Genomic DNA, 21373 nt, shown 5'->3' with positions numbered 1-21373 from the left:
CGCTAAGACCTACTCCATGCCACCACTCACGGCCCTGGCCCCGGCCAAGATCAATCTGTTCCTGCACGTCGGCCCGGTGGACGCCGACGGCTATCATCCCCTGTCCAGTCTGGTCGCCTTCGCCGAGGTCGGGGACCGGGTGACGGTCGAGCCCGCCGACCGCCTGTCGCTGAGCGTGAGTGGCCCGTTCGGCGCGGGTCTGGCGGCCGAGCCCGACAATCTGATCCTGCGCGCCCTTCGCGCCCTGGGCCAGGCGACCGGAACCGGCGAGCCGCCGCTGAGGGTGACGCTGGACAAGCGCCTGCCCATCGCCGCCGGCCTGGGCGGGGGGTCTTCCGACGCCGGCGCCGCCCTGAAACTGGCGCGTCAGGCCCTGGGGCTGGACATAGACGATGTGGAACTGGAGGCCGTGGCGGGGGTCATAGGCGCCGACGGCCCCATGTGCCTGCGCATGCGCACCGCCTGGGCCGAGGGGCGAGGCGAGCGGCTGACCGACGAGCCGCGCCTGCCGCCGCTCCACGCCGTCCTGTTCAATCCGGGCGTCCCTTCGCCCACCGGCGCCGTCTACCGGGCCTATGACGCCGGTCCGCCGCGCGCCGCTGCCCACGCCCTTGCCTGGCCCGCGCCGCCCGCCGACTGGAGCCCGGCGGTCGTGATCGACTGGCTGGCGGGTCTTCGCAACGATCTTCAGCCGCCCGCGGAGGCCCTGACCCCGACCATAGCCGGCGCCGTTTCGGCCGTGGCGACGACGCCCGGCGTGGCCCTGGCGCGCATGTCCGGCTCGGGCGCCACCGTCTTCGGCCTGTGCCGGTCCAGCGAGGACGCCGCCGCCGCCGCCGCCGCCCTGTCGGCCGCCCATCCCACGGCCTGGGTCGCCCCGACCCGCCTCGCCGCCGCCTGAGCCATAAATCCCCCGCGCGTGTTGAAGCGCGCGGCGCCGGGCCCTATGGTCCGCCGTCCTTTTTTCCAGCCCCTCCCGAGCCCGATTTGACCACCTCGACCGAGCCGCTCGCCTTCCAGGACCTGATCCTGACCCTGCATCGCTATTGGGGCGACCAGGGCTGCGCCATCCTCCAGCCCTATGACATCGAGGTCGGGGCCGGCACGCTCCACCCCGCCACCGTCCTGCGCGCGCTCGGCTCAAAGCCGTGGAAGGCCGCCTATGTCCAGCCCAGCCGCCGCCCCGGCGACGGCCGCTATGGCGAAAACCCGAACCGTCTCCAGCACTATTATCAATACCAGGTCATTCTGAAGCCGAACCCGGACAATCTTCAGGAGCTCTATCTCGGCTCGCTGGCGGCGATCGGGATTGATCCGAAACTGCACGACATCCGCTTCGTCGAGGACGACTGGGAGAACCCGACGGTCGGGGCCTGGGGCCTGGGCTGGGAGGTCTGGTGTGACGGGATGGAGGTGACCCAGTTCACCTATTTCCAGGGCGTCGGCGGCATCGAGGTCGATGTGGTTTCGGGCGAGCTGACCTACGGGCTGGAGCGTCTGGCCATGTACGTCCAGGGCGTGGACAACGTCTATGACCTCAAATTCACCAAGGAGGGGCTGACATACGGCGAGGTCTTCCTGGAGAACGAGCGCCAGCAGTCGGAAGCCAACTTCCACGGCTATGACGTGGACGGTCTGAAGCGCCGGTTCGAGGATATGGTGGCCGAGGTCTCGCGCCTTCTGGCCCTGACCGGACCCCAGGGCCAGCCCCTGGTCCTGCCGGCCTATGATCAGGTGCTGAAGGCCAGCCACCTGTTCAACCTGATGGACGCCCGCGGCGCCATCGCCGTCGCCGAACGCCAGAGCTACATCGGCCGCATCCGCGAACTCTGCAAAGCCTGCGCGACGGCCTATGTAGAGCGGGAACGGGCCGAGGCATGAGAGATGATACCGTCATCTCTCTGGCTGACCGCCGCCCAAAGCTGATCAAGCCGGTCGGCGGTGGAGCGATCGTAGCCAACGAAGCGCTGTATGTCCCGATGACCAAAGTCGCGTCGCAGGAAGTGCAATGGGCGTTTCAGACGACCTTTGAACTGGACGGCGAAAAGGACTGCCCCTTGCAGGGTTCGTTTCTCGCGGTTCCGCTAGAAGACGATGAGCCCCTTGGTCATGTGTTTGAACACGAACATGGCGTCAGTGCTCAGTTCGTGGTCGGCCAGCAGTTCGCAGATATAATCAGCGGCGCGGCGCTCAGCCCTGTGCCCTTTGAAATTTTGGTCGGTTTCCATGCCGACGAGACAGGTGTGGTGCGCGACCTCAACCTGTCGATCCAACGCAGACAAGCTGACTGATGCCCCAACTCCTCCTCGAAATCTTCTCTGAAGAAATCCCCGCCCGGATGCAGCAGGGCGCCGCGCGCGACCTCGACCGCATGGTCTCCGACCGGCTGAAGGCCGCCGGCCTGACCTGGGAGGCCCTGACGACCTACGCCGGCCCGCGCCGTCTGACCCTGGTGATCGACGGCCTGCCCGCCGCCACGCCCGACCGCGAGGAGGAGATCAAGGGGCCCAAGGCCTCGGCCCCGGAACAGGCGCTTGAAGGCTTCCTGCGCAAGACCGGCCTGACCCGCGATCAACTGACCGAGCGCGACGGCGTCCTCTACGCCGTCCTGTCGTCCAAGGGCCGGGCCACGACCGATCTGATCGCCGAGACGGTGGACCAGGTCATCCGCGCCTTCCCCTGGCCCAAGTCGATGCGCTGGGGCTCGGGAAGCCTGCGCTGGGTCCGCCCGATCAAGCGCATCCTGTGCCTCTTCGACGGCAAGGTGGTCCCGTTCGAGATCGACGGCATCCCGTCCGACGCCGTCACCGAGGGCCACCGTTTCCTCGGCTCGGGCCAACTGTTGAAGGTCAGCGACTTCGTCGACTACCGCACCCAGCTGGAGCGGGAGTTCGTCCTGATCGACGTGGCCGATCGTAAGCTGCGCATCCTGGAACAGGCCAAGGCCGCCTGCGCCGCGCGCGGCCTCGTCTTGGTCGACGACGACGGCCTGCTGGACGAGGTGGCGGGGCTCGCCGAATGGCCGACCCCGATCCTGGGCGACATGGACCCCCAGTTCCTGGCCCTGCCGCCCGAGGTCGTGCGCCTGTCGATGAAGGTGCACCAGAAGTATTTCGCCGTGCGGGACCCCGCCCGGCGCGCGCCCCGCCCCCAACGTCCTGGTCGTCGCCAATGTCGAGGCCCGACGGCGGCAAGGCCCTGGCCGCCGGCAACAGCCGCGTCCTGTCCGCCCGCCTGAACGACGCCCGCTTCTTCTGGGATGAGGACCAGAAGGTCGGCTTCGACGCCTGGAACGAAAAGCTGAAGGGCGTCACCTTCCACGCCAAACTGGGCACATTGGCCGAGCGGGTCGAGCGCATCGCCGCTCTGGCCCGCGAGATCGCCCCCCTGGTCGGCGCCGATGCGGACGAGGCCGAGATGGCCGCCCGCCTGTGCAAGGCCGATCTGGCCAGCGGCATGGTCGGCGAATTCCCGGAACTGCAGGGGATCATGGGCGGCTATTACGCGCGCGCTGAGCGCGCCCCCCTCGACCGCTTCGCGGCCACTCCCCCCCGAGGGGGGGAGATCGCACGGATCAATCCTCCCCCCTTGGGGGAGGGGGGACCGCGGAGCGGTGGAGGGGGCTGGACGCCTCAAGTGCGCGACCGCATCGCCGACGCCATCCGCGACCACTACAAGCCCCAAGGCCCCGCCGACACGGTCCCGACCGCACCCGTCACGGTCGCCGTCGCCCTGGCCGACAAGCTGGACACCTTGGTCGGCTTCTTCGCCATCGACGAAAAGCCCACGGGGTCGAAGGATCCGTTCGCGCTGCGGCGTGCAACGCTTGGGTTCACGCGGCTCGTTCTTGAAACGGGTTCGAGGTTATCGCTGGATCATTTTGTTTGGCGAGCTGCCGCAAATTTGATCAGCCAAATGGCTGAAAAACCCGTCTTCCTAGCGACTGAAAAACTTTCAGCGGAGCGAACGCAAGAGCTACGAGATGAAGCTCTTACGCGAGGCTACGGCTTTGCCAATGAACTGGCTGGCAGTGAGGCGGTTAAGTCAGTTTGCTTCGATTTGGACAACTGGCGACAAGGTCGCGCAAGCGTCTGGCTCACGGTCGATCCCTTGCCCATTGGGAAAGAGTGGCTCGTCACAGATATTGAGCAGCAATTCGAGGTATCTTTCTCTCGCTGGCAAGCGCTGACGGGGTCATTGCTGCCCTTCTTCGCCGACCGCCTGACCGTCCTCCTCCGCGATCAGGGCCAGCGCCACGACCTCGTCGCCGCCGTCTTCGCCCTAGGCGACGACGACCTCGTCCTCATCGTGCGCCGGGTCGAGGCCCTGGCCGCCTTCCTCGCCACCGACGACGGCGCCAATCTGCTGGCCGGCTACAAGCGCGCCTCCAACATCCTGCGCGCCGAGGAGAAGAAGGGGCCCGTCCCGACCGGCATGGTCCAGACCGGCCTGGCGAACCAGCCCGAGGCCGAGACCGTCCTGGCCTTCGCCGTCGGCGCCGCCCGCACCGCCGTCGAGACCGCGCTGGAGACCGAGGATTTCGCCGCCGCCATGACGGCCCTGGCGGCCCTGCGCGCGCCGGTCGACGCCTTCTTCGAGGCGGTGATGGTCAACTCCGACGTTCCCGAGGAACGCGACAACCGTCTGAAACTGCTGGGCCAGGTGCGCGACGTGATGGGCCAGGTGGCGGACTTCGGCCAGATCGCGGGGTAGGTGCTGAAGACCCTCTCCCGCTTGCGGGAGAGGTGGCCCGGCGTCCGGCGTAGCCGGACCAGGGTCGGAGAGGGGAGGCTTGTTTCGACAAGAAGACTTCCCCCATCGTCAGGCGTGTCGCTGCGCGCCACGGCCTGACACTTCCCCCGCAAGCGAGGGAAGATCAGCGCACTCTAGCCCGACGCCCCCAACCGCCCTAAACCTCGCGCTCAATCCGTCGGACCCGCCTTGACCCCAACCTCGGACATCGCCGCCAAAACCCCCGCCTGGGTCTGCGCGCCCGGCGTGCTGAAGGTCCCCTTTCTAGACGTCTTCCTGAACGACTACGATCTGCGCCGCCTGCCGGGCGATCAGGTTCAGGCCGTGCTCGGCTGGGGCCTGAAGCCCACCGCCGCCGCCGGTCGCCGTTGGGCGGACGCGAACAACCGCCCCTATGTGGCGCTGGAAGACGGCTTCCTCCGTTCGGTCGGCCTGGGGGAGGCGGGGGCGGCCAGCCTCAGCCTGATCGTCGATGATCTGGGCGTCTATTATGACGCCACCCGGCCCAGCCGCCTCGAACATCTGATCCAGACCGCCGACGCCTGGTGCGACGCCGCCATGGCCGCCCGCGCCCGCGCCCTGATCGACCGGATCGTCGCCTCGGGCGTGTCCAAGACCAATATGGGCGGGCCGCTGGACCCCGGCCTGCTGCGGCCCGGCCGCCGCGTCCTGATCGTGGACCAGACCTTCGGCGACGCCTCCATCGGCTATGGGCTGGCGACGCAAGACAGTTTCGACGCCATGGTCGCCGCCGCCCGGCGCGACGAGCCCGAGGCGCAGCTGATCGTCAAACGCCACCCGGCCGTGGCGGCAGGCAAGAAGAGGGGCTGCATCACCGATCTGTCCGGCGTCACCCTGGTGGACGCCGATGTGCGGCCCGCCGACCTGCTGGCGGCGGTGGACGCCGTCTATTGCGTCACGTCTGCGCTCGGATTCGAGGCCCTGTTGCGCGGTCTGCCGGTGCGCTGTTTCGGGGCGCCCTTCTATTCCGGCTGGGGCCTGACGACCGACGCCGTGGCCACCGGCCGACGCGGCGCGGCGCGCTCGGTGGAACAGGTCGCCGCCGCCGCCCTGATCGCCTACAGCCGCTATGTCGATCCCGTCACCGGCGAACGGTGCGAGGCCGAACAGGCGCTGGAGCGGTTGATCGCCCTGCGGGACCGCGCCGACCGTCTGGCGGGCGCCTGGTCCGCCGTCGGCTTCGCCCCGGCCAAACGCCCGCCGGTGCGCCGCCTGCTGAACTCGCCCAAGGCGCGGATGCGCTATTTCATGTCGCCGTCGCGCGCCGCCGCCCACGCCGCCGCGACCAACGGCCGGCTGATCTGGTGGGCGGGCAAGGAGAGCGAGGCCGTGCGCCGGGCCGCCGCCGACTTCAGCGGCCCGACCGTCCGCATGGAGGACGGCTTCATCCGCTCTCGCGGCCTGGGCTCGGACTTCGTCGGCGCCCTGTCGGTCGCCCTGGACGATCAGGGCGTCTATTACGACCCCTCGCGCCCGTCGCGGCTGGAAACCCTGATCGAGACGACCGCCGCCACGCCGGAGCAGCTGGCCCGCGCCGCTGCGCTTCGGACCCGCATCGTCGAGGCCGGCCTGTCGAAATACAATCTGAAGGGCCAGGCGCCGGCGGACTGGCCCAAAGACAGGAGTGGCGATCGCGAAGTGCTGCTGGTCGTCGGCCAGGTGGAGAACGACAAGTCGATCCTGCTGGGCTGCGAACCGGACCTGAACACCAACTCCGCCCTGGTCGAGGCCGCGCGGGCCGATCACCCGGACGCCTTTCTGGTCTATCGCAACCACCCCGACGTTCTGGCGGGCAACCGGCCCGGACGGCTGGACGCCTCGGCCCTGGCCTCGGTCGATGCGGTTGCGGACGGGCTGGACATCATCGACTGCCTGAACGCCTGCCGCCGGGTCGCGACCCTGACCTCCCTGACCGGATTCGAGGCCCTGATGCGGGGTCGGGCGGTGTCAGTCTATGGCCGGCCCTTCTACGCCGGCTGGGGCCTGACCGACGACCGGCTGGGCTTCGAGCGCCGCACCCGGCGCGCCACGGTCGATCATCTGATCCTGGCCGCCCTGATCCACTATCCGATCTATGTCACGCCGACGGGCTGGCCCTGCGAGGCCGAGGATCTGGTCCAGGCCCTGATCGCGGCCCGCGATCTGCCGCCGCCCCCGGCGCCGCGTGGCCAGGTTCAGCGCTGGGCCGCCGGGATCATCGCCTCTCTCGACCGCAGGCCGCCGCCGTCCTATTGAAGGCGTCTTCAAAGGAAACGCGCTTCCTCAAGCAGCGAGGCCCGCGGGCCGCGCGATAGGACAAGAAACTAAGTGACCCACGCCGTCATCGCCGCCACCGGCCTCTTCACCCCCGAACAGTCCGTCTCCAACGCCGAACTGGTCGACAGCTACAACGCCTGGGCCGACGGCTGGAACGCCCGCCACGCGGCCCAGATCGAGGCCGGCGAGCTGGAGGCTAAGCCCCATTCCTCGCCCGAGTTCATCGAAAAGGCCTCCGGCATCAAGCAGCGGTTCGTGATGGACAAGGCCGGGGTGATCGACCCCGCCCGCATGGCGCCCAACCTGCCCGAACGCAGCAATGAGGAGCTGTCGATCCTGGCCGAGATGGCGGTCAAGGCCGCGCGCCAGGCCATCGAGGCCTGGGGCAAGCCGGTCAGCGAGATCGGCGCGGTGCTCTGCGCCGCCTCCAACATGCAACGCCCCTATCCGGCCATGGCCATCGAGGTGCAGCAGGCCCTGGGGATCGAGGGCTTCGCCTTCGACATGAATGTCGCCTGTTCCTCGGCCACCTTCGGGATCAAGACGGCGGCGGACTTCATCGCCGGCGGCTCGGTCAAGGCGGTGCTGATGGTCAATCCGGAGATCTGCTCGGCCCACCTGAACTTCACCGACCGCGACAGCCATTTCATCTTCGGCGACGTGGCGACCGCCGTGATCGTGGAATCCTCGGACACCGCCGGGCCGGGCGGCTGGGACGTGCTGGGCTCGCGGCTGAAGACCGTCTTCTCGAACAATATCCGCAACAATTTCGGCTTCCTGAACCGCAACGCGCGCGACACCGCCCATCTGGATTCGCCGGTCGCCGACGACAGCGTTCAGAACGACAAGCTGTTCATCCAGCAGGGCCGCAAGGTGTTCAAGGACGTGGTGCCGATGGTCTCGGACATGATCGTCGATCATGCCGGCGAACTGGGCCTGGATCCGCGCGAATTGAAGCGGCTGTGGCTGCACCAGGCCAACATCAACATGAACCAGCTGATCGGCAAGAAGGTGCTGGGTCGCGAACCGACCGAGGCCGAGAACGTCATCATCCTGGACGACTACGCCAACACCTCCTCGGCCGGCTCGATCATCGCCTTCCACCTGCACAACGACGGTTTCGCCCCCGGCGAGACCGGCCTGATCTGCAGCTTCGGCGCGGGCTACTCGGCCGGGACGGTGTTCGTGCGAAAGCGCGGCTAGGGGTTCGAAACAAAAAGTTTCGACCGGCGTTACGGCAGGTTAATCCCGATCTGCGACGATAATTTCTGAGGCCACGCTTGAATCCGGCGGCGGATTTTGCGAGGCGTTCGATTGTCGAGAACAGGGGAGTTCCCAGATGGCTCAGACGACGCCGAAGACAGTGCTGGAAAGCCTGGCTCAGGATATCGCCGCCGTGCTGAAGAGCATGGGCGGCTCGGCTCATCAGAATTTGGTCGTTGACTGCGTTGCGGCCCTCAGGCGCCAGCGCGGCGAGGCGGTGGACGCCCAGGCCCTGCGTCAGAAGATCATCGAGGCCTTCGAACAGTACCGCGACTGGTTCGTGCGTCCGTTCGGCGAAGGCTCGCAGCGCTGGGCCTTGGCCGGCGACTTCGCCTGAAGTCCTGAAAGAAAAAAGGCGCGCCCCTTTCGGAGCGCGCCTTCTTCAATCCGCCTGATCGCCGGGATCAGAAGCGACGGATGTAGCTGAGCGAATAGGCGTCCGCCTCGCCCGCGTCGTCGCGGTAGTCGCGGCGGGTCCAGTCGGCGCGCAGGCCGTTAACGCCGTCCAGATAGTAGTTGGCGCCGGCGCCGTAGTTCCAGCTGTCGCCGCCCACGTCGGTATTGGCGCCGGGGAACTCCTGCTTCAGCTCGGTGTGGCCGTAACCGCCGCGGGCGAACAGCTCCAGCTTGTCGGAAACCGGCACCTTGCCGACCACATAGCCCGCCGCGTCCCACTCGTGCTTGGTCGTCCCGTCCACGCCGGCGACGGTGAAGTCGTCGTCCTTGACGCCGACCGAAGCCTCGGTCTCCAGCGCCAGATAGCGGTTCAGATTGACGCCCAGGCGGCCGGTCACGGCGCCGGTGGTGGCGTTGTCGCCTTCAAGATGAGTATAGCCCAGTGATCCGTAACCACGCGGTTCAGGATTGGTTTGAGCAAAGGCCGGAGCGGCGATTGCGGAAACGGCGACAGCAGCGAGAAGAATGTTGCGCATTGTTTCTTATTAACTCCTAGATGTGATGACCGGTTGGATCATCAGCCCCATCCAGCGAGTGCTTAAATAGGTGAGGGCGTTCTCTGTTCCAGAGGCCGCCAGAACGGTCTGTCGTCTGTGGACGGAGAGACACACACTGCGTTCTGTCAAGGTCGGCGACTTTGTGGCGATGCAACAAAAAGGGCGGCCTCGTCAGAGACCGCCCTCTAATCTTTCACCCCGTCATCCTCGGGCTCGACCTGAGGACCAGACGTTGATCGGGCTGTGCGTCAAAGTCTTCGCACAAGCGGCGTCGCGTCCGATCCTCGGGTCAAGCCCGAGGATGACGGAGAATGTCTAACCTCAGCGGTCCTTTTCGCGCTCACCGCTCAGGGCCGCCTGGGCCGCCGCCAGGCGGGCGATCGGCACGCGGTAGGGCGAGCAGGAGACATAGTCCAGGCCGGCCTTTTCGCAGAAGGCGATCGACGACGGATCCCCGCCGTGCTCGCCGCAGATGCCCAGCTTGACCTCGGGGCGAACCGCACGGCCGCGTTCGGTCGCGATCTCGATCAGGCCGCCGACGCCGTCCTGGTCCAGACGCACGAAGGGGTCCGTCTCGAAGATGCCCTTGTCCAGATAGGCCTGCAGGAACCGCCCCGAGTCGTCGCGGCTGATGCCGAAGGTGGTCTGGGTCAGGTCATTGGTGCCGAAGCTGAAGAACTGGGCGTGCTCGGCCAGATCGCCCGCGCGGATGGCGGCGCGGGGCAGTTCGATCATGGTGCCGACCAGATAGTCGACGCTGTCGCCGGCCTCGTCGAACACCGCCTTGGCCGTGCGGTCGGTCAGTTCGCGCAGATATTTCATCTCCAGACCCAGGGCGACCAGCGGGTGCATGATCTCCGGGATCGGCGCCTGGCCCGAGCTCTTCTTCACCTCCAGCGCCGCCTCCAGCACGGCCCGCACCTGCATCTCGTAGATCTCGGGATAGGCCACGCCCAGGCGGCAGCCGCGGTGGCCCAGCATGGGGTTGGTCTCGTGCAACTCCTTGGCCCGGCGCTTCAGCTTCTCGGCGTCGATGCCCGACGAGGCGGCCAGGGCGTCGATGTCCTCGTCCGTATGCGGGATGAACTCGTGCAGCGGCGGGTCCAGCAGGCGAACGGTCACAGGCAACCCGGCCATGATCTCGAACAGTTCGACGAAGTCCGACTTCTGGAACGGTGCGATCTTGGCCAGGGCCGTGCGGCGCCCGGCCTCGTCGTCGGCCAGGATCATCTCGCGCACGGCGGCGATCCGGGTGTCGTCGAAGAACATATGCTCGGTCCGGCACAGGCCGATCCCCTCGGCGCCGAAGCCGCGTGCGGTCTTGGCGTCCAGCGGGGTCTCGGCGTTGGCGCGGACCTTCAGGCGGCGCACCTGGTCGGCCCAGCCCATCAGGGTCTGGAAGTCGCCGGTCAGCTCGGGCTCGATCATCGGCACGGCGCCGTCCAGCACCTCGCCCTTGGAGCCGTCGATGGTGATGATGTCGCCGGTCTTGAAGGTGCGGCCGCGGGCGTTGAAGACGCCCTTGGCCTCGTCGATGTGGATCTCGCCGGCGCCGGAGACGCAGGCCCGGCCCATGCCGCGCGCCACCACGGCCGCGTGGCTGGTCATGCCGCCGCGCGCCGTGACGATGCCGCGCGCCGCATGCATGCCGTGGATATCCTCAGGGCTGGTCTCCTCGCGCACCAGGATGACGGCCTCGCCTAGGCCGGCCAGACGCTCGGCCTCGTCGGCGTCGAACACGATCTTGCCGGTCGCGGCGCCGGGCGAGGCGGGCAGGCCGGCGGCGATGACGGTGCGGGGCGCCTCCGGGTCCAGGGTCGGGTGCAGCAGCTGATCCAGCGCCGAGGGCTCGACCCGGCTCACGGCCTCTTCCTGGCTGATTACGCCTTCCGCCGCCAGATCGACCGCCACCTTCAGCGCCGACTTGGCGGTGCGCTTGCCGTTGCGGGTCTGCAGCATCCAGAGCCGGCCCTGTTCAACCGTGAACTCGATGTCCTGCATGTCGCGATAATGGCTCTCCAGCTTGTTCACCACCTCGACGAACTGGCCGAACACCTCGGGCATGGCCTCTTCCATCGAGGGAGCGGTTTCGCCCATCTCCTCACGGCCGATCCTGGTCAGGGACTGGGGCGTGCGGATGCCCGCCACCACATCCTCGCCCTGGGCGTTGATCAGGAACTCGCCGTACAGCCGCGCCTCGCCGGTCGAGGGGTTGCGGGTGAAGGCCACGCCGGTGGCCGAGGTCTCGCCCATATTGCCGAACACCATCGACTGGACGTTGACGGCGGTGCCCCAGCTCTCGGGGATGTCATGCATGCGGCGATAGAATTTCGCCCGGTCGTTCATCCAGCTTTCGAACACGGCGCCGACGGCGCCCCACAGCTGGTCCTTCGGATCCTGGGGGAAGGGGTGGCCCAGTTCGCGCTCGACCACGGCCTTGTAGTCTTCGACGACCCGCTCCCAGTCCTCGGCCTTCAGATCGGTGTCGACGCTGACGCCCAGCCGGTCCTTGTGGGCGTCCAGCACCTCTTCGAAATCGTCGTGGCTGAGGCCCAGGACCACGTTGGAATACATGGTGATGAAGCGGCGATAGGAATCGAAGGCGAATCGCCGGTCGCCTGACAGCCTGGCCAGGCCCTCGACCGTCTGGTCGTTCAGGCCCAGGTTCAGCACCGTGTCCATCATGCCCGGCATCGAGGCCCGCGCGCCCGAACGCACCGAGACCAGCAGGGGATTGTCCACGTCGCCGAAGGTCTTGCCGACCACGCCCTCGACCTTGGCCAGGGCCGTCTTCACCTGGTCTTCCAGATCGGCCGGATAGGTCTCGCCGTGGGCGTAATAGTAGGTGCAGACCTCGGTGGTGATGGTGAAGCCGGGCGGGACGGGCAGGCCCAGGGCGGACATTTCCGCCAGGTTCGCCCCCTTGCCGCCGAGAAGGTTCTTCATCGACGCGTCGCCGTCGGCGGAGCCTCCGCCGAAGCCGTACACCCACTGAGTCATCTTAAGCCCCTGAGCTTTGTCTTAAGGTTCGGCGGGTTGACCCGCTCGCACATGCGGCCTGCTCTAGCGCGGCGAAACCGGCTTGACCATGGCGTTTGTAACAAAGCGTGAGCCTGAAACCGGTTTCCGAGCCTCGGTTTTTCGGATCCCTTCGAACCGACGGACTGCGCCGTACAGGGACGATTACCAGCCGCGCCCGCCGCGACTCCAACGATCATCGCCATAGTAGCGGTTGTCCGGCACATAGCGGCCGTCCCGATCATACCAGCCGTAGCCCTGCTGGTACCGATCATAGCCGTCCAGCGGATAGCCGTAGTCATAGTACTGACCGTCTTCGGCCTCCCACCAGTCGCGGGGATAGGGGCTGTATTGGCAGTCATAGCCGCGGTCGCCGCCGCCCCATGAAGGCGCATAACGGTCGCGATAGCGGTTTTCGAAACGGGGGCGGCACAGGTCGCGCGACCACACCCGATTGTCGCGGGCCTCGATGCTGGCGCGCGGCTCGCCATAGATGGCGTCGCGAACGCCGGCGAAACTGTTGCCGGTGATCACGGCCCGGCCCGAGGCGGCGGCGACCCCGACCTGATCCACCCGGACGCGGTTCTGATCGAACAGCAGTTCGCCGTTATAGAGGACCGCGCCCTTGTCGCCCTTGCAGATCCGGCTGTTGGAGACCGAGACCGAGGCGCCCTCCACCGCCACCCCTTCGACATAGCCGCAGATCTTGGCGTTGCTGATCTCGACCCGGCCGTAATCGCGGGCGGAGCGAACGATCACTCCGATGGCGCGCGGGCCGAAGCTGTTCGGCTGTTCCGATCCGATCAGGGTGACCGAGGTCAGGCTGGAGGGGGCGGCGGAGCCCGGCGTCAGATCCACGCCCGACACGGCCCCGGTGACGGCGGTTTCGTACAGGGTGACGGCGGCGCCGTCGGCCACCACGGCGGCCGAGACGGTGCGGGCGTCGATCAGGGCGTCGCGCAGGTCCAGAAGCCCGCCGTCGACATAGATCGCCGCTTCGTCCCCGGCGTGGCGGAAGCCGACCCGGCTCATGACGATTTCAGCCCCATAGCCGATGACGCAGGCGGCGTCGCCGGCGTGGGGTGAGGCGAAGACCAGGTCGCGGACCTCGACCCGGACGCCGGGGGCGGCGGTCAGGCAGGGCAGGCCGTCCGGCGCCTGAAGGGTGGGCGTCGCCGCATCCCAGCGGCGCGGATCAAAGCCGCTGTCGCCGATGATGGTCATCGGCTTGTCGATGTTCAGCCAGCCGACGCAGGCGCCGGCCCTGGCCCGGATGATCAAGGTCCCGCCGGGACGCACGCGCTGGACCGCGCTCTCGATCGCGCCCGAGCCGGGATTGCCGCCGCAATCGACCAGGACGATCTCTTCCTGGTGCGGGGGGCGGGGCAGGGGACGCCAGTCGGGACCACGATACCGGCCGTAGTCGTAGCGGCGATGGGCGCGGGGCCGGGCGCGGGTCGGCGGGTCCAGCAGGACGCCGAAATTGGGCCGGGTCTGGGCCTCGACCTTGGCGGCGACCTGGGCCTGGACCGGGCCGGGCAGGGTCGCCAGGGCGGACAGGGCGAAGGCCACGAGGAGCGAGACTTTCGCGAGCGAGCGGATGTTCATGCGACCAGACCCTCCCTTTTAGCGGCGCTGTTGTTGGGCGCGGGACACCTGGGACAACAGGGCCTGCAGACGCGAGGCCGAGGGGCCGAAGCCCGACAGCGCGGATTCGATGCGGAAGGCGACGGCCTCGGCCTTGTCCTGGTCCGCCACCCCGGCGACGCCGAGGGCGAAATAGGTGGACATGGCGAACTTGGCCTCGGGGCTGCCCTGGCGGGCCGCCTCCTCGAACCATTTGAACGACCGGGCGTAGTCGGGGGGCAGGCCGATGCCCTCGGCGTACATGACGGCCAAGACAAGCTGGGCCTCCGACGAGCCGTTGACGGCGGCCAGCTGGATGGCGCGGACCCGCTCCAGCGGCGACAGCCGGCTCTCGGTCGCATGGCCGAGCATGGCTTCAAAGGCCTCGATCTGCTGGCGGGACAGTTGCTCGGGCGCGGTGACGGCCTCGGGCGTCACGCCCAGATAGCGCAGGGCGCGGCCCACATGGACGAAGGGCAGCTCGTTCTGCAGCCGCGACAGGGCGTATTCATAGGCGTCGCCGCGCGGGCGGCTCTCGTCCGAGAAGGGGACGCCCGAGGCCGGGGCCTCCAGCGGATAGAATTCGAACGGCGGGGTCCACTGACGCGCCTTGGCCTCGACGAAGCCCGCGTACTGGGCGCGGCCGGGCGAGGAGCGTTCGAAGTCCTTCATCAGCACATAGGCGCCGACGTCGCCGGTCTGAACCGCCAGATAGTTGTAGAGATAGGCGTCGACGTCGTTCCTCTGGAACAGATTGACCGCCGCCCAGTAGCCGCCGCGCGAACGGGGCTGGCCCAGGGCGCCGCCCTCGGGCTTGCGGCCCAGCGCCTCGCGGGCCTCGCGATTGTCGGCAGGCTCGCCGAAGGGGCCGTAGAGACCGTCGTGGAGGCGGGCCAGGGTGCGATAGCCCTCGGCGTCCTGGGTGGAGAGGACGTAGATGACGCGGTCGCGCACCGCCTCCTGCTCCTGCCGGCTCATCCGCGACAACTGGCGGTCCAGCACCTGATAGGCGCGGTGGCGTTCGAAGGCGCGGCAGTCGTCGTATTTCGACAGGCGGCGCAGACCCCCGCCGAACAGGCCGCCGCCCTGGGGTTCGACCCCGTTGATCGGGGCGTAGCCCTCGTCATTGGCCAGGGCCATGGCGTACCAGACCGAGCTTTCGATCGGATCCTCGATATTCTTGTCGGTGGCGCGGACGGCGGCGTAGCGCGAGCCCAGCTCCAGCTGGGCGAAGACGTCGCCACGGAAGGCGGCGCGGCGCAGGTGGCGCAGGCTCGCCTCCTGGGCGTTGAACTCGGACCCTGTGACCGAGGCTGGGCGGGGGCAGGACAGGGCGGCCTCGTTCTGGGCCCCTCGGCGCCAGAAGCCGGGGGCGCCGTCGCCGCAGCTGGCCAGAAGCAGGACGGCGATCAGCAGGACCAGAACCGCCACGGCGCCGCCGGCCAGGGGCATGCGATGCCGCTGGAGCTGGGATGGACCGTGACCGGCGTTGTCGTACTCGCCCATACCTTCCTGTCGCTCCCGCAATCCCACTGGCCGACGCGACGCAGGACGGCGCGCCGGCGCCGACGGGTCAGACCGCCAAACATGGTTAACAATGTTTTGCGACAAAGCGGCGCCACAGCAAGCGGCAAATTTCGACACGACGAACCTTGTTGTGCGATTTCCGGTATTTAAGAAATTGAACCCTGTGGACGAAGGCTCGCTTCCGGGGATGGGGCCTCCTATATCGACTGCGAATCGAAGGAGCGCCCATGTCCTATGTCCCCCGCGACGACCGCCCCGCCGACAAGGCGAACCGCTATGCCGAGGTCGAGGCCGAGATCCTGGCGGTGCTGGACGGGGAGCCGAATCTGACCGCGCGAATGGCCACCGTGGCCTCGATGCTGGCCGACGCCTTCGACCACTTCTTCTGGACCGGCTTCTACGTCGTCGCGCCGGACAAGACGCCGGATGGGGCGGACGAACTGGTGGTCGGACCCTATCAGGGGACGCTGGGCTGTCTGCGGATCGCCTTCGGGCGCGGGGTGTGCGGGACGGCGGCGGCGACACGCCAGACCCAGCTGGTCGAGGACGTCCACGCCTTCCCCGGCCATATCGCCTGCGACAGCCGCTCGGCCAGCGAGATCGTGGTGCCGGTGCTTGACGTTTCGGGCGAACTGATCGCCGTCTTCGACGTGGATGCGACGACCCCGGCGGCCTTCGACGCCGTGGACCAGGCGGGGCTGGAACGCCTGATGGCCAAGGTCTTCGCCGCAGGCTGAGCCGACAGACGAGAGGGGCAAAGGGATGGAGGACGAGATGAAACGGGTGATCGCGATCACGGGCGGGCACGGGGTGCTGGGCCGGGCCGTGCTGGAGGCTGCCCTGGCGGCGGGGCTGGCGGTCGCCGTCATCGACCACGCCGAAGGCCATCCGGTTCCCGCCGGAGTGCTGGAGGTCGGCGGCGTCGATCTGACCGACCCGGCCCAGGCCGAGGAGGCCGTGGCCTCTGTCATCAGCCGCTACGGCCGGCTGGACGTCCTGGCCAATATCGCCGGCGGCTTCGTCTGGCAGACGACGGACGACGCGCAGCCGGCCTGGGACCGGATGCAGGCCCTGAACCTGACCACCGCCCTGAACGCCAGCCGGGCGGCTCTGCCCTATCTGAAGGCGGCTTCGGACGGGCGGATCGTCAATGTCGGTTCGGCTGCGGCGCTGAAGCCGGGCGCGGGCATGGGGGCTTACGGCGCCGCCAAGCTGGGCGTCCACGCCCTGACCCAGGCCCTGGCGGAGGAGCTGAAAACCACGTCCGTAACGGTCAATGCGGTGTTGCCGTCAATCATTGATACGCCCGCCAACCGCAAGGACATGCCCGACGCCGATCCGGCCGCCTGGGTCGCCCCCGCGGATCTGGCGGCGGTGATCCTGTTCCTGGCCTCGCCCGATAGCCGAGCCATGACCGGCGCCCTGGTTCCTGTCACCGGGCGGGTCTGATGTCGGGCGAACTGGCTCGCAGCGTCCTCTATCTGCCGGCCTCCAACGCCCGGGCGATCGAAAAGGCCCGGAACGTGGACTGCGATGTCGCCGTACTTGATCTGGAAGACGCCGTGGCGCCCGAGGCCAAGATCGAGGCGCGGGCGGCCGCCGTGGCGGCGGTGAAGGCGGGCGGCTTTCGTCCCCGTCTGGGCGTGCGGATCAACGCCCTGGACACCGACTGGGGCGAGGACGATTTGGACGCTCTGGCTCAGGCGGGCGCCGGCCTGATCGTCGCGCCCAAGGTGGAGACGGTCGAGACCGTCCACGCCCTGTCGGCCCGCGCGCCGGATGCGGCCCTGTGGGCCATGATCGAGACGCCGCGCGGCCTGATCGCCCTGAATGAGATTGCGGCGGCGGGCGGGGGGCTTCAAGGGTTGATGCTGGGGGTCAACGACCTGGCCAAGGCCCTGGGGACGGGCGCGTCGCCGGATCGCGAACCGTTCAAGCCCTGGCTGGCGGCCCTGGTGGTCGCGGCGCGGTCGCACGGACTGCTGGCCATCGACGGGGTGTTCAACCGGATCGAGGACGTCGACGGCCTGGCGGCCGAGGCGGCGCAGGGCCGGCTGTACGGCTTTGACGGCAAGAGCCTGATCCACCCGTCCCAGATCGCCGCCGCCAACGCCGCCTTCGCCCCGTCCGAGGCTGAGGTCCAGGCGGCGCAGGCGGTGGTGGCGGCCTTCGCCGCGCCGGAAGCCGAGGGGCGAGGCGCGATCCGGGTGGGGGGCGCCATGGTCGAACGTCTGCACCTGGGCCAGGCCGAGGCCTTGCTGGCGCGACACGCCGAGGCGACGAACCGCCGGTAGAGCCGCGATCCGGCGTTTCCTAATCCGCCGGGACACTGTAGGAAGCCCGCCCTTCGAGGAGCCGGGTCATGACCACGCCGCAGCCGATCACGATCGGCATAGACTTCGGCACGACCAATTCGGTCGTGGCCCTGGCCGATCCTGCGACCGGCGCCGAGCTGGTCCGTTTCACGGTTGACGGGGCGGGCGGCGTCTCCACCTTCCGCTCGGCCCTCAGCTTCCAGTTCCACCCGGCCGAGGACGGCGGCCGTCCCGAACGGGTGGTCGAGGCCGGGCCCTGGGCCATCGACGCCTATGTGGACGACCCGATGGACACGCGCTTCATTCAGTCGTTCAAGACCTTCGCCGCCAGCGCCGCCTTCACCGAGACCCGCATCCACGACCGGCGCTATACGTTCGAGGATCTGCTGTCGGCCTTCCTGCTGAAGCTGCGCCACCATGCGGGGGCCGCCATGGCCGATCTGCCGCCCCGCGTCATCGTCGGCCGCCCCGTGACCTTCGCCGGCAATCGGCCCGACGAGGCCCTGGCCCTGTCGCGCTACGAGACGGCGTTCAAGCGGCTGGGGTTCCAGGACGTCCGCTACGCCTATGAACCCGTCGGCGCCGCCTTCTATTTCGCCCGCACCCTGAAACAGGACGCCACCGTCCTGGTCGCCGACTTCGGCGGCGGCACCAGCGACTTCTCCATCGTCCGGTTCGAACGCACGCCCGAGGGGCTGAAATCCACGCCCCTGGCCCAATCCGGCGTCGGAGTGGCCGGCGACGCCTTCGACTATCGGATCATCGACCATCTGGTCTCGCCCGAACTGGGCAAGGGCAGTTTCTACACCAGCCTGGGCAAGACCCTGCCGGCGCCCCAGCGCTACTATTCCGCCTTCGCCCGCTGGGACCAGCTGGCCCTGCTGCGGGCGTCGCGCGACATGCGCGACATCCGCGCCCTGGCGACCACCTCGCTTGAGCCCGAGAAGATCGAGCGGCTGATCGAGGTGCTGGACGACAACCACGGCCACGCCCTGTACCGCGCCGTCTCCAGCCTGAAACAGGATCTGTCGCGGGACGAGACGGCCGATTTCCGCTTCGTCGCGGGCGGGGTGCGGATCGAGGCGACGGTCACGCGGGCCCAGTTCGACGCCTGGATCGCCCCCGAACTGGCCGAGATGGAGGCGGCGCTGGACCAAGCCATCGACCGCTCCGGCCTGGCCCCCTCCACCATCGACCGCGTCTTCCTGACCGGCGGCACCTCCTTGACCCCCGCCGTCCGCACCCTGTTCACCCGCCGCTTCGGCCCCGACCGGATCGAGACCGGCGGAGAGTTCGAATCCATCGCCGCCGGCCTGGCCCTGATCGGACTGGAGCCCGACGTCGAACGCTGGACCCAGGGCGGCTGATCCGCAGCAGCCTCAGTTTTCCGCCGCCGTCATCAGGCGGCGCAGCACCGTCTCCGCCTCCCGTCTCTGGGTCGGGTCCAGCGGGGCCAGCGCGCGTTCGGCCATGGCGAAACGCGGGTCTATGAAACCCTCGACCAGGGTCAGACCTTCCGGCGTCAGCTGCGCCAACAGGCGTCGGCGGTCTTCCTTCACACTGTGGCGCGACACCAGGCCTCGCGTCTCCAGACGCCGCAGGCAGGCCGTCAGGCCGCCGGAGCTGAGCAGGACACGCTTAGCCAGATCCGTCGGCGACAGTTCGAACGGGGCGCCGGCCCGGCGCAGGGTCGCCAGCACGTCATAGTCGGAATAGGACAGCCCATGTTCGGCCAGCATCTGGGCGACGGCCTCTTCGTATCGTCGCCCGAGCCACAGGATGCGCCCGACAATATTCAGGGCGTCGGCCTGGGTTTGAGGCCGCGCGTTTCGCCAATCGGCCAGGACGGCGTCGATCACGTCCGGCGAGGAAGAGGTCTGAATCATCGCTGCACGATAGGCGTCGGACGCTCTCGGCACAAATCTTTGCGAAAAATATCTTGACATAAAATATCTTGATGAAAAGATATTGGCGTGATCGAGAGGGCTTGGATGTGGCTTTGAGAATCCTTTGGAAGGCTGCTGCGGCCGCCTCCGTCTTTCTGACCGGTGCGTGCGCGACGCCGCTACAGGCCGCACCGCGCCAGACGCTTCAGGATCCAGCAACCTCTGCCCCCGCAACCTCCGCCCTTGCGGTCTCGCCCGATCTGAGCGCGGCCTTAGACGCCTATATGAAGGCGGCGGTGCGTAACGCGGCCTTCAGCGGGACCGTCCTGGTCGCCGCCCACGGGAGACCTGTCTTCCGTGGAAGCTATGGACTGGCGAACCGGGCCTTCGACGTCCCCAATGACACCGACACCGTCTATCAACTGGCCTCGGTCACCAAGCCCTTCACCGCCCTTCTGATCATGATGCTGCAGGAGGAGGGGCGGCTCAGCGTCGATGACCTGGCCTGCGACCACCTCGCCGACTGTCCCCCGGCTTGGCGGGCCGTCACCGTGCGGCAACTGCTGACCCACACCTCCGGAATCCCCAACTACACCAGCCTGCCGGACTGGGACGAAGCCCTGGACAGCCGAACCTACGGCCCCGGCGGCGTCGTGGCCCTGGTGCGGGATCGGCCGCTCGAATTCGCGCCGGGCCAGGGCTATCGGTACAGCAACACCGGCTACAACCTGTTGGGGACGATCATCGAACGGGTCGCCGGCAAACCCTATCCGGAGGTCCTTCGTGAGCGGATTCTGGCGCCGCTCCACATGGATCATACGGTCTTCAACGCTTCACGCCGGATCATCCCTCATCTGGCGACCGGCTACTATTCGATCGGCTCCACCTTCATCGAGGCGACGCCGCAGTCGATGACCGGCGTCTACGGCGAGGCGGGGCTCAGCAGCACCGTGGACGATCTGTCGACCTGGGCCCAGGCGGTCGGCGCCGGGCGGCTGGTCTCTCCCGCCTCCCTGGCCCAGATGACCGACGGGGCGCGCAACAACTACGGCTTCGGCTGGGAGATCCGCTCCTGGCATGGTCGTCGTATGGTCGGCCATGCGGGCAGTGGGCCGGGATTTTCGAACATGGTCGCCCGCTTTCCTGACGACGACCTGACCATCGTGGTCCTCAGCAACAGCGACGAGGCCAGCGGCGGCGGGACGGCCCGGGCTCTCGCCGGCCTCTACTTCGGCGAGGCGACGTCCTTGCCGGATGTTCAGCCCAAGACGGTGATCCTGGACGCGGTGATGGCGGGCGGGGCCGAGGCTGGAATCCGCCAGTATCAGGCCATGAAGGCGGCCCAGCCCTCGGCCGAAGCCTTCGCCACCGATGAACTTTTGGTCGAGATCGGCTATGAACTGTCCGGCCTGCCCGCGATGGAGGAGGCGCGCCGCCTGTTCGCCTTCACCCTCGAACAGTTTCCGCAATCGGCCTTCAGCCATGACGGCCTCGCCGACATTTCGGTGGCCGAGGGCGATTTTGCGGCGGCGATCGCCCATTTCGAAACGTCGCTGCGGCTTGATCCGGACAACCAGTACGCCCGTGAGGGGCTGAAGCGCCTAAAAGGCCTCCCTGAAAGCTGACGGCGAGCGCTGTCGGACCGAGTCTTCCGCGAGTTCGAATCCATCCCCGCCGGCCTGGCCCTGATCGGACTGGAGCCGGACGTCGAACGCTGGACCCAGGGCGGCTGAGGCTCGCGCTGCGCGTTCGGCGC

At 68.1% G+C, this 21373-nt stretch carries 16 protein-coding genes and 2 pseudogenes; 13 read left to right on the top strand and 5 right to left on the bottom strand.

What is annotated here, in order from left to right:
• The first annotated feature begins 16 nt into the window (after positions 1-16).
• The 8 genes and pseudogenes from BSP_RS14705 (at position 17) to BSP_RS14675 (ending at position 8629) form a co-directional block, all read left to right on the top strand.
• Positions 17-901, top strand: coding sequence for a 4-(cytidine 5'-diphospho)-2-C-methyl-D-erythritol kinase (locus tag BSP_RS14705; RefSeq protein ID WP_152950825.1), 885 nt, complete (start codon positions 17-19; stop codon positions 899-901).
• Between the two features lie 86 nt (positions 902-987).
• On the top strand, positions 988-1881 hold the full coding sequence (locus BSP_RS14700; RefSeq protein ID WP_152950824.1) for a glycine--tRNA ligase subunit alpha: 894 nt from the start codon (positions 988-990) through the stop codon (positions 1879-1881).
• Positions 1878-2291: a hypothetical protein gene (locus BSP_RS14695; protein ID WP_152950823.1), complete on the top strand. Its 414-nt coding sequence runs from the start codon at positions 1878-1880 to the stop codon at positions 2289-2291. The genes BSP_RS14700 and BSP_RS14695 overlap by 4 nt, the downstream gene beginning before the upstream one ends.
• A pseudogene (gene glyS / locus BSP_RS16680) lies at positions 2291-3966 on the top strand (glycine--tRNA ligase subunit beta); the annotation flags it as partial. The gene BSP_RS14695 and the pseudogene glyS, both read left to right, overlap by 1 nt.
• Positions 3967-4197: 231 nt before the next feature.
• Positions 4198-4713: pseudogene (locus BSP_RS16675) on the top strand (DALR anticodon-binding domain-containing protein); the annotation flags it as partial.
• 228 nt (positions 4714-4941) lie between these two features.
• The gene (locus BSP_RS14685; protein WP_227975980.1) at positions 4942-7008 is read left to right on the top strand and encodes a capsular polysaccharide biosynthesis protein; all 2067 of its coding nucleotides are present in this window, start codon (positions 4942-4944) and stop codon (positions 7006-7008) included.
• 72 nt (positions 7009-7080) lie between these two features.
• Complete coding sequence (locus BSP_RS14680) at positions 7081-8232, top strand: beta-ketoacyl-ACP synthase III (protein WP_152950822.1); 1152 nt, start codon at positions 7081-7083, stop codon at positions 8230-8232.
• Between the two features lie 136 nt (positions 8233-8368).
• On the top strand, positions 8369-8629 hold the full coding sequence (locus tag BSP_RS14675) for a hypothetical protein (protein WP_054766463.1): 261 nt from the start codon (positions 8369-8371) through the stop codon (positions 8627-8629).
• Positions 8630-8696: 67 nt separating this feature from the next.
• Here the strand turns inward: BSP_RS14675 and BSP_RS14670 are convergent, their stop codons facing one another.
• The 4 genes from BSP_RS14670 to BSP_RS14655 form a co-directional block, all read right to left on the bottom strand.
• Positions 8697-9224, bottom strand: a complete 528-nt coding sequence (locus BSP_RS14670; RefSeq protein ID WP_054766462.1) for a porin family protein — start codon at positions 9222-9224, stop codon at positions 8697-8699.
• 342 nt (positions 9225-9566) lie between these two features.
• Positions 9567-12245 (bottom strand): pyruvate, phosphate dikinase, encoded by a 2679-nt coding sequence (gene ppdK, locus BSP_RS14665; RefSeq protein ID WP_152950821.1) that lies wholly within the window; start codon positions 12243-12245, stop codon positions 9567-9569.
• 183 nt (positions 12246-12428) lie between these two features.
• Positions 12429-13871, bottom strand: a complete 1443-nt coding sequence (locus BSP_RS14660) for a hypothetical protein (RefSeq protein WP_152950820.1) — start codon at positions 13869-13871, stop codon at positions 12429-12431.
• 18 nt (positions 13872-13889) lie between these two features.
• On the bottom strand, positions 13890-15395 hold the full coding sequence (locus BSP_RS14655) for a tetratricopeptide repeat protein (RefSeq protein ID WP_152950819.1): 1506 nt from the start codon (positions 15393-15395) through the stop codon (positions 13890-13892).
• Between the two features lie 248 nt (positions 15396-15643).
• On the opposite strand from BSP_RS14655, the gene BSP_RS14650 reads away from it, so the two are divergent.
• The 4 genes from BSP_RS14650 (at position 15644) to BSP_RS14635 (ending at position 19098) form a co-directional block, all read left to right on the top strand.
• The gene (locus BSP_RS14650; protein ID WP_152950818.1) at positions 15644-16153 is read left to right on the top strand and encodes a GAF domain-containing protein; all 510 of its coding nucleotides are present in this window, start codon (positions 15644-15646) and stop codon (positions 16151-16153) included.
• A 37-nt stretch (positions 16154-16190) separates the two neighbouring features.
• The gene (locus BSP_RS14645) at positions 16191-16865 is read left to right on the top strand and encodes an SDR family NAD(P)-dependent oxidoreductase (RefSeq protein ID WP_227975979.1); all 675 of its coding nucleotides are present in this window, start codon (positions 16191-16193) and stop codon (positions 16863-16865) included.
• On the top strand, positions 16865-17710 hold the full coding sequence (locus BSP_RS14640; protein ID WP_152950816.1) for a CoA ester lyase: 846 nt from the start codon (positions 16865-16867) through the stop codon (positions 17708-17710). The genes BSP_RS14645 and BSP_RS14640 overlap by 1 nt, the downstream gene beginning before the upstream one ends.
• A 68-nt stretch (positions 17711-17778) precedes the next feature.
• Positions 17779-19098, top strand: a complete 1320-nt coding sequence (locus BSP_RS14635) for an Hsp70 family protein (protein ID WP_152950815.1) — start codon at positions 17779-17781, stop codon at positions 19096-19098.
• Between the two features lie 12 nt (positions 19099-19110).
• Here BSP_RS14635 and BSP_RS14630 read toward each other — a convergent pair whose 3' ends face one another.
• Entirely contained in the window at positions 19111-19617 is a 507-nt protein-coding gene (locus tag BSP_RS14630; RefSeq protein WP_194166975.1) for a MarR family winged helix-turn-helix transcriptional regulator, read from the bottom strand.
• Positions 19618-19730: 113 nt separating this feature from the next.
• Here BSP_RS14630 and BSP_RS14625 point away from each other — a divergent pair, with 113 nt between their 5' ends.
• Positions 19731-21242 (top strand): serine hydrolase domain-containing protein, encoded by a 1512-nt coding sequence (locus BSP_RS14625; protein WP_194166974.1) that lies wholly within the window; start codon positions 19731-19733, stop codon positions 21240-21242.
• The last annotated feature ends 131 nt before the right edge of the window (positions 21243-21373 follow it).

Source organism: Brevundimonas sp. Bb-A (assembly GCF_009394735.1).
GTDB lineage: Bacteria > Pseudomonadota > Alphaproteobacteria > Caulobacterales > Caulobacteraceae > Brevundimonas > Brevundimonas aurantiaca.
The sequence above is the reverse complement of the archived record's forward strand: the minus strand, read 5'-3'. Positions and strand labels throughout refer to the sequence as shown.